A 13,222-nucleotide genomic window follows, 5' to 3' on the forward strand; every position below is an offset into this window, starting at 1 on the left:
CGATACTGGTCGACGTCGATGCGCCGGACGCGCTCGACCGTCTCTTGTACAGCAGGCATTCAATCCTCCGCTCGCGGTTTCAAGGACCGCGGTGGATCTCAAGTTCAGAAAAATCGCTTACGATGCTTTGAACACGAAATCACTGGCTTAGAACAGTTCAAGCTGTGTTTCGTCGTTCCCCCTTAACTAGGGTATCGGCGAGCTTTCGCCAAGCCTTGAGGGTGAAATCCACGTCTGTCTCCGTGGTAGACCAGCCAAGACTGAGCCGCACCGCTCCCTGGGACACCTCCGAACGGTATCCCATTGCCTCCAACACGTGAGACGGCTGGACCTTGCCCGACGAGCAGGCGGAACCCGAGGACACCGCGACCCCGGCCAGGTCGAATCCGATGACCGCCGTCTCGGCCTTCATGCCGGGTGCCGTGAACAGAACGGTATTGGGCAACCGCTTCACCTCATCGGAGAAGATCACCATGTCCGGCGTCTGGCGGAGCCCATGCTCAAGCCGGTCGCGCAGCCCCCTGACGCGGGCAGCGTCGGCCTTCAGCGCCGCCATCGCGGCCTTCGCGGCCGCACCAAAGCCTGCAATCCCCGCGACGTTCTCGGTCCCTGCCCTCCGCCCGAGCTCCTGTCCGCCGCCGCGCAGGAACGCCTCCAATCCTTCAATGCCTTCGGCAAGCACCAGTGCCCCGGCGCCCTTCGGTCCGCCGATCTTGTGCGCCGACAGCGTCACGAGGTCGGCTCCCGTCGAGGCGAGATCGAACGGGATCTTCCCGAACGCCTGGATCGCATCGACATGCAGCAGACCACCCGCCGCGTGAACGATCTCGGCGACGTCGGCCACCGGCTGGATGGCGCCGGTCTCGTTGTTCGCCAGCATCACCGAGACCAGAGCAGGCGTACCGTCAGCCAGCAGCGCACGCAGATGATCGAGATCGATCACCCCGGTGCGCGTGACATTGATCGCGGAGATCGCCTCACGCGCGAACCGCCCGCCCGCGAGCACGGACGCATGCTCGATCGCGGACACCAGGAGCCGCCCGACCGGCGCACCCGCAGCGCGGCGCAATCCCGGCGTCAATGCGAGCGCATTGGCTTCGGTTCCGCCGGAGAGAAACACGGCGTCCTGCGGCCGGCCGCCGACCGCCTTGGCCACCACATTGCGGGCATCCTCGACCAGCCGGCGCGCGCGGCGTCCCTCGCTGTGCACCGAGGACGGGTTGCCGCTCAATTCCCACGCCGCATCCATCGCCGCCTTCGCCTCCTGGCGAAGCGGCGTGGTGGCATTCCAGTCGAGATAGACGCGATCGGCCATCGAGCTTGTCCGCGGCAACCACCGTGGTTGCGGCCCTCCATTGCGACATAACGACAGTCGGGCAGCGAGACCAGATCAGAGTCACCGATGCCCGAGATTTTTCATGCTCGCCGGACGTCCCGCCGTGTTGCCAGGCAAGACATTCGCCTGCGTGCCAAGCGCGATAGCAATATGACAAAGCAAAACTTCAGGTAGCCAACGAGCAATTCGACGTACTGATCCGGATCGCCGCCGACGCGCCGGCGGCGCGCGCGTCACGGAGCGGATTGGCCTCTGCCAAGCGGCACAATTTCCTTGATTTTTGCCCCTTGCGTCATGCTAGAAGGCCCTCCAGCGTGCCGCCCGGCGGCGCCTGCGCCCGATTTCATCATGAGCCGCTCTGCTCGCGCCCGTCGCCGAAGATGGCTCCAACCGGTTGATTGATCGACGTCAATCAAGGGAACGCGTCAATCAAGGGAACACAATGCCTGAAGTCATTTTCACCGGCCCTGCTGGCCGTCTCGAAGGCCGCTACCACCCGGCCAAGCAGAAGAACGCGCCGATTGCGATGATCCTGCATCCGCATCCGCAGTTCCACGGCACGATGAACCACCAGATCGTCTATCAGTGCTACTACGCGTTCGCGCATCGCGGCTTCTCGGTGCTGCGCTTCAACTTCCGTGGCGTCGGCCGCAGCCAGGGCTCGTTCGATCACGGCACCGGCGAGTTGTCGGATGCGGCGAGCGCGCTCGACTGGGCGCAGGCGATCAATCCGGAGGCGCGCGCCTGCTGGGTCGCGGGCTTCTCGTTCGGCGCATGGATCGGCATGCAGCTCCTGATGCGCCGGCCGGAGGTCGAGGGCTTCATCTCGATCGCGCCGCCCGCCAATCTCTACGACTTCTCGTTCCTCGCGCCCTGCCCGTCGTCGGGCCTGATCGTGCACGGCGACAAGGATGCCGTGGTACCGCCCAAGGACGTCAACACGCTGGTCGAGAAGCTGAAGACGCAGAAGGGCATCGTGATCGACCAGCAGGTCATTCCCGGCGCCAACCATTTCTTCGACGGCAAGCTCGAGCCGCTGATGGAGACGGTGACCGGCTATCTCGACATGCGCCTCGCCAACGTGCGGTGAGGCTGCGGACCTTGTAGCCCGCGTGAGCGAAGCAACATGCGGGTCGCAACGGCGTAGATCCCGGATATCGCTTCGCTCATCCGGGCTACGGTCTCGACGGATTTATTCCGGCGCGAATTTCAGCGCGGCGATGCCGACCAGCACCAGCGCGATCCCGGCGACCTTCATCGGATTCAAGGCTTCGTTGAACAGCAGCACGCCCATGGTCAGCGTGCCGACCGCGCCGATGCCGGTCCATACCGTGTAGGCGACGCCGACGCCGAGCACCTGCAACGCGCGCCCGAGCAGGAACACGAACGCGGCGAGCAGCGCCAGCGAGACCAGCGTCCAGCCGAGGCGCGTATAACCTTCGGCATATTTCATCGAGATCGCCCAGCCGACGTCGAGCAGACCGGCGACGACCAGCGCGAACCAGGCAATGGAGTGCGACATGGCTTACGCGGCAAGCTTCAGCATATGCGCGCGGTGGCCGACCAGGAACGCGTGCAGCAGCGCGGGATATTCAGGCGAAACGGCGCTGCGCGCGCTCGGCCGCTGCGCCAGCGCACTGCGCCAGGCGCGAAGTTTTGGCGTGTGGGTGAAAACTGCCAGATCGGTCAGTTGGTCGAACAGATCGAAGTAGCGGAAGACCGGCGCGAACACCGCATCCACCAGGCTGAACTTCTCTCCCGCGAAGAACGGACCTGCGCCGAGCGCGGCCTCGACGCGCGCGAACTTTGCGGTGACAGCCTGCCGCTTGTTCTCGAAGATCGCGGCATCGGTCGCGGTCTCAAGCCCCCAGAGATCGCCGAGAATGGCCGAGCCGAACTCCATCCAGGCGCGATGCTCGGCGCGGGTGAGCGCATCCTGCGGATGCAACTTCGCGCCGCCCTGCGTCTCCTCGATGTATTCGCAGATCACGTTGCTCTCGAACAGCGCGACCTCCTTGCCGTCGTCGCCGGTCACCACCAGCACCGGCACCTTGCCGAGCGGCGAGATCTTCAGGAACCAGTCCGGCTTGTTGGCGAGATCGATGTCGATCCGCTCGAACGGCACGCCCTTCTCATGCAGCGCGATCACCGCGCGTTGCACATAGGGACAGAGCTTGTGGCTGATCAGCTTCAGGGCGGCCATGACGAACCTCGCGTTCAATGCAACTGCATCGAATTAAATACAGCGGCATGGAACTGTCAAGGTAGATGCATTTGCATCTAAATCACGGTCGCGCGATGATGCCCCCGGTCATCGGGATCGGCACCCCCGTGGTGGCGGGGTAGCTCAGCGGCAGCCCCTTCATGCCGCGCGCGGCAAGGAAGCCGAAGGCTTGCGCCTCGATCGCGTCCGCCGCCCAGCCGAGCGCCTCGGCGGGCTCGACGGTCGCCGGCGCCAGGCGCTCGCGCAGCATCCGCAGCATGGTGAGGTTGGAGGCGCCGCCGCCGCAGATGATCCAGCCTTTCGGCAGCTTCGGCAGCAGCGGCACCACGCGGGCGATCGCCGCCGCCGTGAATGCGGTCAATGTCGCGGCGCCATCGGCCGGCGCGACGGCACCGAGCTTGAGGCCGGCAAAGTCGTTGCGGTCGAGCGATTTCGGCGGCGGAGCTGAGAAGAACGGCAGTCTCAGGGCCTGCGCGATCCAGGCCTCGTCGGGTTTGCCCAGCGCGGCGAACTTGCCGCCGGTGTCGAACGGCTGATGCATCTGGCGGAACATGAAGTCGTCGAGCAGCGCGTTGCCGGGCCCGGTGTCGCAGGCGATCAGCGTGTCGGTTCCATCGATATAGGTGATGTTGGAGACGCCGCCGATATTGACCACGACGGTCGGCCCCTCGCGGTTCAGCGATTGCACCAGCGCGCGATGGTAGACCGGCACGAGCGGCGCACCCTGCCCGCCGGCCTCGACGTCGGCGGAACGGAAATCATGCATCACCGGAATGTGGATCGCCCTAGCGAGCGCCAGGGCATCGCCGATCTGCACCGTTAGCTTCCGCTCGGGGCGATGCAGCACGGTCTGGCCATGGAACCCGACGATGTCGATGTCCTGGGCGGAGATCCGGGTCTGCGCCGTGAAGCTGGCGACCGCCTGGGCATGAGCTGACGTGACGGCCTGCTCGGCCTGCCGCAAGATCCCCGGCCGGGCATCGCGCCGCGTCAGATGAACGGCCTCGGTCAGCGCATGGCGCAGCAAGTTCCGCTCGCTGTCGGTATAGGGGCGATAGCCCGTCGGCCCGAAGGCCTTGATCTGGCGGCCGTCGGTCTCGATCAGTGCCACGTCGACCCCGTCGAGCGAGGTGCCGCTCATCAGACCGAGTGCCGTTAACATCATTGTAGAAGCGCCCCAGCCGGGAACCCCCGGCTTGTCTCAAACAAGTACATCCTATAATGCCACTGCGCGTCCGCCTGCGGCAGCCTCAAGCGTCAAGGTTCCGCAAATAGATGCAAAAACCGTAAAACAAGAATGATCTGGCTCGCCGACAAATGACTGCATTTAAATCGGATTTCCTGAACACTTTACAGGAACGCGGCTTCGTCCACCAGTGCTCCGATTTCGAGGGCCTCGACGCGCTTGCCGCGAAGGGCGAAGCGACCGCCTATGTCGGCTACGACTGCACCGCGCCGTCGCTGCACATCGGCAACTTCCTCACTATGATGATGCTGTACTGGCTGCAACAGAGCGGCAACAAGCCGATAACGTTGATGGGCGGCGGTACCACGATGGTCGGCGACCCCTCCGGCAAGGATGAGACGCGCGCGATGCGCACCGTCGCGGAGATTGAATCCAACAAGGCGAGCATCCGCGGCGTGTTCGCCAAGGTGCTGCGCTACGGCGATGGGCCTTCCGACGCCATCATGCTCGACAACGCCGAATGGCTGACGAAGCTGAATTGGATCGAGATGCTGCGCGATATCGGCCGGCACTTCTCGGTCAACCGCATGCTCACGATGGACTCGGTGCGGCTCCGCCTCGAGCGCGAGCAGGAGATGAGCTTCATCGAATTCAACTACATGGTCTGCCAGGCCTACGACTTCGTCGAATTGTCGCGCCGCGCCGGCTGCCGGCTGCAGATGGGTGGCTCCGACCAGTGGGGCAACATCGTCAACGGCGTCGATCTCGGCCGCCGCATGGGCTCGCCGCAGCTGTTCGCGCTGACCACGCCGCTGCTGACCACCGCCTCCGGCGACAAGATGGGCAAGACCGCCAAGGGCGCGGTGTGGCTCAACGCCGACCAGTTCTCGCCGTATGACTTCTGGCAGTACTGGCGCAACGTCGAGGATGCCGACGTCGTCAAATTCCTCAAGCTGTTCACGATCCTGCCGATGAGCGAGATCAACAAGCTGGCAGCGCTTGGTGGCAGCGAGATCAACGAAGCCAAGAAGGTGCTGGCGACCGAGGCAACCGCCCTGCTCCACGGTCGCGACGCGGCCAATGAGGCCGCCGAAACCGCCCGCCGCACCTTCGAGGAAGGTGCGCTGGCCGAAACCCTGCCGACAGTGGAAATTCCGCGCGGCGAATTGGAAGCCGGCGTCGGCGTGCTCGCCGCCTTCGTCAAGGCCGAGCTCGTCGCGTCCAACGGCGAAGCGCGCCGGCAGATCAAGGGCGGCGGCCTGCGCGTCAACGACGCTGCCGTCACCGACGAGAAGATGCTGCTGACGCCAGCCAATCTGACGCCGGAAGGCGTGGTCAAACTATCGCTCGGCAAGAAGCGCCACGTCCTGCTGAAGCCTGCATAGGCGCATTCGTATTTGTCGGTTGTGGGGAGCGCCCAAAGCGCGCTCCCTCCTCTCCGATGGATCAGACCACGCCTCCGAACGACACGCTTGCAACGCCGGCGAAACAGTCGCGCGTCGCCCTGAACGTGCTCGCGCTCTGCTTCGTGCTGTCGGTGCTCGGGCGCGGTCTCAGCGACAGCTTCACAGTGTTCCTCAAACCGATCTCGGAAAATTTCGGCTGGGATCGCGCCTCCGTCGTGTCGGTCTATTCGCTGACCTGGCTCGCCAGCGGCCTCACCGCGCCCCTGGTCGGACGCCTGTTCGATCGCTCGGGTCCGCGCGTGGTCTATGCGCTCGGACTGTCGCTGCTCGGTTGCGCCTTCCTGGTCGCCTCACGCGCGCAAGCGCTCTGGCAATTCCAGCTCAGCGTCGGCCTCTGCGTCGGCTTCGGCACCGCGCTGATCGGCAACGTCTCGAACTCGATCCTGCTCGGGCGCTGGTTCGGGCCGCGACTGCCGACGGCGATGGCCGTGATGTATTCGGCGACCGGCGCCGGCCTGCTGCTGCTGCTGCCGCTGTCGCAGGTGCTGATCGACCGGATCGGTTGGCGCGAGGCCTATCAGGTGTTCGGCATCGGTGCGCTTGGCCTGCTCGTTCCGCTGGTCTTCCTGCCGTGGCGGCTGCTCGCCGGCGGATCGCCGCACATCGTCAGGAAGGCGCAAGCCGGCCTCGCCGAAGAAGGCTGGACGCTGCTCCGCGCGATGCGCCACCATGCCTTCTGGGCACTATTCTCGACCTTCTTCTTCACTGCGATTGCGATGTATGCGTTGACGGCGCAGATCGTCGCCTACCTGATCGATGTCGGCTTCCCGCCGCTGCAGGCGGCGACCGCCTGGGGGTTCTCCGGTGTCGCGTTGTTCGTCGGCATGCTCGGCGTATCCACGCTGGACGGCATCATCGGCCGCCGCCCCTCGGTGCTGTTCAGCTACGGCGTCTCGATCCTCGGCATCATCCTGCTCTGGCTGTTGCAGTGGTATCCGAACTACTGGCTGCTGACTGGTTTCGTCGTCTGCTTCGGCAGCATGATCGGCTCGCGCGGCCCGCTGATCACCGCGACCGCGCTGAAAATCTTCCGCGGCGAGCGCGTCGGCACGATCTACGGCACGATCATGATCGGCAGCGGTCTCGGCTCGGCGCTCGGCTCCTGGGGCGGCGGCCTGATCCATGACTGGACCCATAGCTACAATCCGCTGATCGCCTTCGCGCTCGTCAACGTGGTGCTCGGCCTGATCCCGTTCCTGGTGGTGCCGGCGCTGCGGCGCTGAACCGAATGCTCATGAACTCGGCTGGTCGACAGCCCCTCCCCGCAGGCACATGGGGGAGAGGCCGAAGGCTACGACGTCTTTCGCTCAGTCGATATCGCGGCAATCGTCGCCGCGGTGGTCGCGGCCGCAGGAGCCGCGGTCATGGGCTTCTTCCCGGCCATCGCCGGTGCCCGGCGTGAACGACACGCCGCGCAGCGCTTCGCCGGAGTTCGCGGTCCGCAGCGTGACGAAGCGCTCGCCGGCCGGCAGCGTGGTTGCGGAAAGCTTGTCCGTGATCATCACGAGCTTGTTCGGGTCGGCGCCCTGGTCGCCACTGCCGCTCACCGTGGAGGTGATCGCCCAGATCGACACGCTGCCGTCGCGATTGACCCGGCCGGTGATGTTGCGCAGGCCGTCGGTGGCCGGCGACCACGGCTTGCCGGTTGCGGCGTTGTTGCCGGTCGGATAGCCCTGCACCGTGTAGGGCACGCCGAGGCCAAGTCCCGCCTGCATGGTGTAGACCTGCTTCCACGCGCCGGCGGTGCTATCGAACACCCACTTCTGCAATCCGGCTGATGTCTGTGCCTTGGCAGCAGTATAGCTGTTCGATGCCGGATCGAATGTCGCGGTGCCGTTGCCTTCGTCGGCGACATAAAGTGTGTTCGCGTCGGCGAACCAAATGCCGAACGGGAACGAGGTCGTGCCCTTGAGCGCCGTCGGGAAGCCGCTCAGCACGCACATGTTGTACGGCGCGACGCCCTGCGTCGCCAATTTCGAACCATCGTAGAAGATTTGCGTCGTCGGCAGCGTCGCAGACGGAGCCGGCAGGCCGACGCCGTTCGGGCACGCCTTCGGGCTGCCGTTGGCGGCGTTGCCGGTGGTGTCGATGAAGTACACGGTGTTGATGCCGTTACCGCCGCTGCCTTTGGTCGTGTAGATCACGTTGTTGAACACGGTAAGGCCGCGGAAATTGGTGTCCTTGCCGATCTTGTCGGCCTTCTGGCCGAGTTCGGTGATGTTGAAGCTGCCGAGCGGGAAAGGTCCGCCCGGATCCGCCTGGCGAGCGAGCGGCGTGTCGGCCTCTCTCGCGATCTGCATGCCGGCACCCGTGATGACCCCGCAGGCTGCGGGTTGCCGCCATTGCCCGCGTTGCCCGCAGTGTAGAACACACCGGCGCCGTGCCGATCGTTGAACACCGCAGCGCGGCCGTTGTTGCCGCTATAGCCATTCACCTTGGTGAAGTGGAAGCGACCGTTCTCGTCGACCTTAGCGACCAGACGATAATAGGTGCCGGGCACCGGATTGGTCGGATCGATGACGTCGGGCGTATTGGAGTTCGACACGTCGATGGTGCCGATCGGAGCGAGATAACCCATGAAGGTCACGCTGCGATGATCCAGCGACAGATTGAGCGCCAGCTCGGATTTCGACGAGAAGCTGGTGACCAACTGGTCCTTGTTCTGGGAGATGCCGCGCTGGGTGCTGTTCGGCACCTCGAGCGACTGCACATGCCTGCCGTCGAGACGCAGTTCGTCGAGCAGGATCTTCGCAGTCAGGCCGAACGAGCCGTCGACGCCATCGTTGTTGAACACCGTCGGATAGGTGCCGTCAGCCGTGGCGGTCACGCAATTGGGCGACACGCAGTTCGGCGGCAATTGTGTCACGCCGGGCGTGATGGTGACGGCGTTGTTGACGAACACCGCGCGGCTCAACAACAGATGACCCGGCCGGAAATGAACGTCGTCGCCGTCGGCGTGCGCAAGACTGCTGGCGAGCGCCGTGGAGGCGAGCAGCGTCAACGCAAAAACCGGCCGAGACAGCGGAAGCCCCACAGGCGGGCGCAATCCTTTGGCGATCATTGCTTTTCTCCCAATGTAAGATTTTCTCAGAAAACGAGGGGCAGGAAGCCGCGCGCCATGTCGACGGCCGGCGCGCGCAATCTGCGGGCGGACTGTTACGGGCGTGCGACAATCGACCGCATGTCCACTGCGGCGTCACGCTCGTCACGATGCATGATTCAGTCGTCGTGCCCGGCAATCTCGTCCGGGCTTCGGCGGCCGCAGAGTGAATCGGCCGACGGGCTAATTGTTCGTGGTCGGCAGATCGTTCGGGCCGTACTGCTTGAACTCGAAGATCTTGCGCGTCAGGCCGGGCGCCAGCGCCGAGATCGGGTTGACGCGCAGCACCGGCTGGCTGGGCGTGCCGACCACTTCATAGGTCACGCCGATCAGACCTTCATTGCTGCCGGCGCCGAGGAAAATCCCGAAGAACGGGATCTGGCCGAACATGTTGTTCAAGCCGTACATCGGAATGAAGGTACCGTTCATCCGCACCTGGTTGCCGACATAGTCGATGCTGCCTTCGATGGTGGCGCCGATGCTCGGTCCCTTGACCACGCCGTTGCGGATCGACAGCTGGCCGCTCTGGCGCGTGAACTCGGCGCGCAACGCGTCGAACCCGATGCCGTTCTGGGTGCTGACCGGTCCGCCGGCGACCGCGCGGTCGAGCTGGGTTTCGCCCTTCACCGAGAAGCCGGTGATGTTGATGAGTCCTTCCCTCGGGCTCGGCTCGGGGATCGGCGGCTCCATCGCCAGCGTGAGTTGGCCGCCGACGACCTTCGAATAGGTGTCGATGAAGCGCAGGAACGCGCCGGCGTCGCCGGTCTGCAGATAGATCACCTCGCGGCCCTGCTGGCGGCCGCGCATGTCGACGCTGACGGGGGTGTCGCGGCCGACCCTGCCGCTCAGCGTGAACGCCTTGAAGAACCCGTTGCGGCGCGAGATCTTGGCATCGACGCCGCGCAGCGCCTCGCCGTTGAACCCGGCCACCGCGCCGAGCTTCAGATCGACGTCGAAATCGGTGGTCTTGGTCTTGCTCTTGGGATCGCTGTCGCGGCCGGAGATCGCCGATTTCAGGAAGCCGCGGCCATCGAACACGTCGCCGCGCATCGTCACCTTGATCACGCCGTCGGGACCGCGATCGGCTCGCAGCGAGGTCTTGTCGCCGTCCGACGGCGCATAGGTCGGGAAGTTCGCATTCATCAGGTCGCCGTTCTGGTCGACCTCGAGCGCGCCCTTGATCGAGACGCCGCTGCCTTCGATCGAGATATCCTCAAACCGCGTCGACTGCCCCTTCGGCACCACGTTGAAGGTCGCCTTGCCGCCCCTGCCCTGCGCCTTGACCCATCCGGGCAGGATGTTGTCGAGCTTGAGCTGAGTCAGATCGGCCTCGACGCCCATCTTGGTGGTGGGATTGTCGCCGCTGCCGATCTTGCCGCTCAGCTTGATCGGGATCGCGCCGGACACCGCGGGGCCGAGATCAAGCCCGAGCCGTGCGCGGCTCGCGTCGTCGAGCGTTGCCTGCAGCTTGACGTCGGCATCGCCGTCGGCCGGCTTGCGGTAGTCGAGCGAGGCCGCCTGCCCGTTGATCTTGACGTCGCCCTTGACCTGGAAGCCGGCGTTGCTCGCGATCACCTTCAGCGTGTTGGCCTCGAGCTTCTGGTTCATCACCAGCTTGTCGACGGCGACGCCGGAGATATCGGCCGTAACGGAATATTGCGTGTCGGCCTTGGTCAGCCCGCCTGTCACCGGCATGCCGAGATTGATCGTGGCCGTGACGTTGCCCTTGCTGGCGTTGGGATCGATCGGCGGACCGGAGAGATCGCTGAGCCGGTCGGATGCGAGGATCTCGGCGGCGGCCGGCACCGGACAGTCGACCCGGAACTTGACCTTCGACGGCGACGGCTTCGGCGCCATGTCCGGCACCTCGAAGCTGAAATCCGACAGCGTGATCTTGCGGCCGGCCGGCGTATCGGCAATGCCCTGGTTGATGGTCACGGTCGCGGTGCGGCCGGTCACCCTGGCCTTCAGATCCGCATCATGCACCGCGGGCATCTTGTCCACCGGACGCACCGTGACGCCCGAAGCGACGATGTTGACCGAGAGGCCGTCATCCGGGATCGGCGGTCCCTTGCGCGACAGATTATGCACCGGCGAGTTGACGCCGACATCGATGCGCTGGAGCGTGCCGCGGTCGATCCGCTCGAGCACCCATTCGCGCACCTCGGGAACGATGATGATCGGCCACATCCGCTTCAGGGCGGAGGCCGACATCGGCGTGCCGGCGAAGCCGAGCTGCAACCGCGGCTCGCCCGAATAGTCGATGCTGCCGGTGCCGGCGACGCCGATCTCGCCATTGCTGATATCGGCCTGGGTCAGCAGCACCCGCTTCTTCTCGGTGTCGAACCGGAAGCCGATGTTGATGCGATTGAAGATCAGCGGCGGTTCGTCCTTGTCGGCGCCGGCGAGCACGATGGTGCCGCCGGACAGGCCCGCCTGCCAGTCGGTGACATTGTCGTTCGGCGGCTCGAGATGGCCGAGCAGCGTGATGCGGTTGGCGCCCGAGACGATCTTGATCGGTGCCAGCAGCACCCGCCGCCCTGAATCCCACTCGACGCTCATCTCGGCCGAATCGACCGGCATCGGATAATCGGGCGTGTCGGTGTCGATGATGTTGCCGGCGCCGACATTGAGCTTGCCGCGGAAATAGGTCGGCAGGCCGTCGCGGCCGAGCTCGCCCTTCATCTCGCCCGACAGCGGCAGGTCGGCGGTGTAGGTGAGATCCTTGGTCCGCATCGCGAGCAGGATGTTGCGGGTGGAGACCTTGTCGGCCTTGATGTCGACCGAGCGCACGCCGTTCTGCTGCGGTCCAACCAGGACGCGGACCGACCAGGGCTTTGCCCCGTCCTCGCCGAAGCTGAGCGCAACGCCGCCGCCGCTCGGGCGCCGCAGGCTCAGGCTGATATTCTCAAAACTCCATTTGTTGCCGCGCTGCTGGTCGTCGACGACGAGATTGCCGTTCTTCAGGCCGATCTCGTTGAGGTTCTGGCCGTCGAGGCCGGTCATGCTGAGGCTGTCGAGCCAGTCGAGGCCGGCGAGCAGCCCGCTCTGGGCCGAATCGGGTGCGGCCGCCGCAGGCCCGGAGGCCACCGGAGGCAAGGCAACCGGCGGCGGCGGTGCAGCGGTTGGCGGCCGCGGGAATGTCGGCGGCAGCCCCGCGTCCCGCTTGGATGCAACGCCGGTGGCGAGCGGTTTTGCGGTATCGCCGGCCGACACGGTGACATTGCCGTCGGGCGTGATGCGCACCGACAGTTCCGCATCGACCAGATTGAGGCTCTCCGCCCGCAACTGGCCCATCAGCAATGCCGTTCCGGACAAGCGCACTTCGGCTTTCGGCGCGCTCGCAACGACCGCATGGTCGCGGTCGCGGACGATGATGTCACGGATGCGCACCGCGATCCTGACGCGGCCGGCGCGCTCGATCTGCGTTCCCCCGACCTCGACGGTGTTGCCGTGGCCGATGTTCTCCTCGATCGCCGCGGCAAGCCATGGCGTCGCCAAATCGAGATTGATTGGACCGGCGCCGAGCCGCCACCACAATGCGCCGAAGCAGGTCGCGAACAGCACGACCAGCACCACGAGGACCAGTCCGATGCGACGGATCCAGCGTTCGCCGTTCAGCCAGCGCTGCATGCCGGAGCAGAAGTCGGTGAAACGATGCAAGTTGGTGTTGGAACGCGCCAGCAATTGCCGCGCACGGTTGCCCGCCGCCTCATCCTGCTCGTCCCACGCGCCATCGTCTTCCCATTGCGAGAAGTCAGTCCCGGCGCGCGAATTTGGACCTTGCGGCGACGTGTTCCTTGCCATTGCCTCTCGGTGCTGACGGCGAAGCTGATTACCGCCATCGGGGCGCCCGTCGACTGTTATCGAGCGCTCCCTTGCCGGCATCGCCGCCTATCCTCGCCTAATC

The 13,222-nt window shown here is 65.2% G+C and carries 9 protein-coding genes; 3 read left to right on the top strand and 6 right to left on the bottom strand.

Annotated elements, in window-relative coordinates:
* Nucleotides 1–157 precede the first annotated feature (157 nt).
* Nucleotides 158–1,315, bottom strand: coding sequence for a cysteine desulfurase family protein (locus CO675_RS29555; protein ID WP_097675311.1), 1,158 nt, complete (start codon nt 1,313–1,315; stop codon nt 158–160).
* 463 nt (nt 1,316–1,778) lie between these two features.
* Between CO675_RS29555 and CO675_RS29560 the strand changes: the two genes are divergently transcribed.
* The gene (locus tag CO675_RS29560) at nt 1,779–2,426 is read left to right on the top strand and encodes an alpha/beta hydrolase (RefSeq protein ID WP_016843213.1); all 648 of its coding nucleotides are present in this window, start codon (nt 1,779–1,781) and stop codon (nt 2,424–2,426) included.
* Nucleotides 2,427–2,528: 102 nt separating this feature from the next.
* Here the strand turns inward: CO675_RS29560 and CO675_RS29565 are convergent, their stop codons facing one another.
* The 3 genes from CO675_RS29565 to CO675_RS29575 form a co-directional block, all read right to left on the bottom strand.
* Nucleotides 2,529–2,858 carry a DMT family transporter gene (locus tag CO675_RS29565; protein WP_097675312.1) on the bottom strand — a complete coding sequence of 110 codons (330 nt, stop codon included), beginning with the start codon at nt 2,856–2,858 and terminating at the stop codon, nt 2,529–2,531.
* Between the two features lie 3 nt (nt 2,859–2,861).
* Nucleotides 2,862–3,539 carry a glutathione S-transferase family protein gene (locus CO675_RS29570; RefSeq protein WP_097675313.1) on the bottom strand — a complete coding sequence of 226 codons (678 nt, stop codon included), beginning with the start codon at nt 3,537–3,539 and terminating at the stop codon, nt 2,862–2,864.
* Nucleotides 3,540–3,621: 82 nt separating this feature from the next.
* Nucleotides 3,622–4,725 (bottom strand): anhydro-N-acetylmuramic acid kinase, encoded by a 1,104-nt coding sequence (locus CO675_RS29575; protein WP_097675314.1) that lies wholly within the window; start codon nt 4,723–4,725, stop codon nt 3,622–3,624.
* Between the two features lie 152 nt (nt 4,726–4,877).
* Here CO675_RS29575 and tyrS point away from each other — a divergent pair, with 152 nt between their 5' ends.
* Both tyrS and CO675_RS29585 read left to right on the top strand, forming a co-directional pair.
* Nucleotides 4,878–6,131 carry a tyrosine--tRNA ligase gene (tyrS, locus tag CO675_RS29580; protein ID WP_097675315.1) on the top strand — a complete coding sequence of 418 codons (1,254 nt, stop codon included), beginning with the start codon at nt 4,878–4,880 and terminating at the stop codon, nt 6,129–6,131.
* Nucleotides 6,132–6,187: 56 nt separating this feature from the next.
* Nucleotides 6,188–7,435: an MFS transporter gene (locus CO675_RS29585; protein WP_097675316.1), complete on the top strand. Its 1,248-nt coding sequence runs from the start codon at nt 6,188–6,190 to the stop codon at nt 7,433–7,435.
* A gap of 84 nt (nt 7,436–7,519) precedes the next feature.
* Here the strand turns inward: CO675_RS29585 and CO675_RS41150 are convergent, their stop codons facing one another.
* Together CO675_RS41150 and CO675_RS29595 are read right to left on the bottom strand one after the other, a co-directional pair.
* On the bottom strand, nt 7,520–8,512 hold the full coding sequence (locus CO675_RS41150; protein WP_198964791.1) for a hypothetical protein: 993 nt from the start codon (nt 8,510–8,512) through the stop codon (nt 7,520–7,522).
* Between the two features lie 983 nt (nt 8,513–9,495).
* Nucleotides 9,496–13,200: a YhdP family protein gene (locus tag CO675_RS29595; protein ID WP_097675317.1), complete on the bottom strand. Its 3,705-nt coding sequence runs from the start codon at nt 13,198–13,200 to the stop codon at nt 9,496–9,498.
* Between the last annotated feature and the right edge of the window lie 22 nt (nt 13,201–13,222).

The sequence above is a fragment of the Bradyrhizobium sp. C9 genome, from assembly GCF_002532045.1.
Taxonomy (GTDB): Bacteria; Pseudomonadota; Alphaproteobacteria; order Rhizobiales; family Xanthobacteraceae; genus Bradyrhizobium.

What these genes read in the sequence shown, in the direction of transcription:
- CO675_RS29555 (WP_097675311.1), bottom strand. Translation starts at nt 1,315, where the DNA reads ATGGCCGATCGCGTCTATCTCGACTGGAATGCCACCACGCCGCTTCGC.
- CO675_RS29575 (WP_097675314.1), bottom strand. Translation starts at nt 4,725, where the DNA reads ATGATGTTAACGGCACTCGGTCTGATGAGCGGCACCTCGCTCGACGGG.
- CO675_RS29595 (WP_097675317.1), bottom strand. Translation starts at nt 13,200, where the DNA reads ATGCCGGCAAGGGAGCGCTCGATAACAGTCGACGGGCGCCCCGATGGC.
- CO675_RS29565 (WP_097675312.1), bottom strand. Translation starts at nt 2,858, where the DNA reads ATGTCGCACTCCATTGCCTGGTTCGCGCTGGTCGTCGCCGGTCTGCTC.
- CO675_RS41150 (WP_198964791.1), bottom strand. Translation starts at nt 8,512, where the DNA reads ATGCAGATCGCGAGAGAGGCCGACACGCCGCTCGCTCGCCAGGCGGAT.
- CO675_RS29585 (WP_097675316.1), top strand. Translation starts at nt 6,188, where the DNA reads ATGGATCAGACCACGCCTCCGAACGACACGCTTGCAACGCCGGCGAAA.
- CO675_RS29560 (WP_016843213.1), top strand. Translation starts at nt 1,779, where the DNA reads ATGCCTGAAGTCATTTTCACCGGCCCTGCTGGCCGTCTCGAAGGCCGC.
- tyrS (WP_097675315.1), top strand. Translation starts at nt 4,878, where the DNA reads ATGACTGCATTTAAATCGGATTTCCTGAACACTTTACAGGAACGCGGC.
- CO675_RS29570 (WP_097675313.1), bottom strand. Translation starts at nt 3,539, where the DNA reads ATGGCCGCCCTGAAGCTGATCAGCCACAAGCTCTGTCCCTATGTGCAA.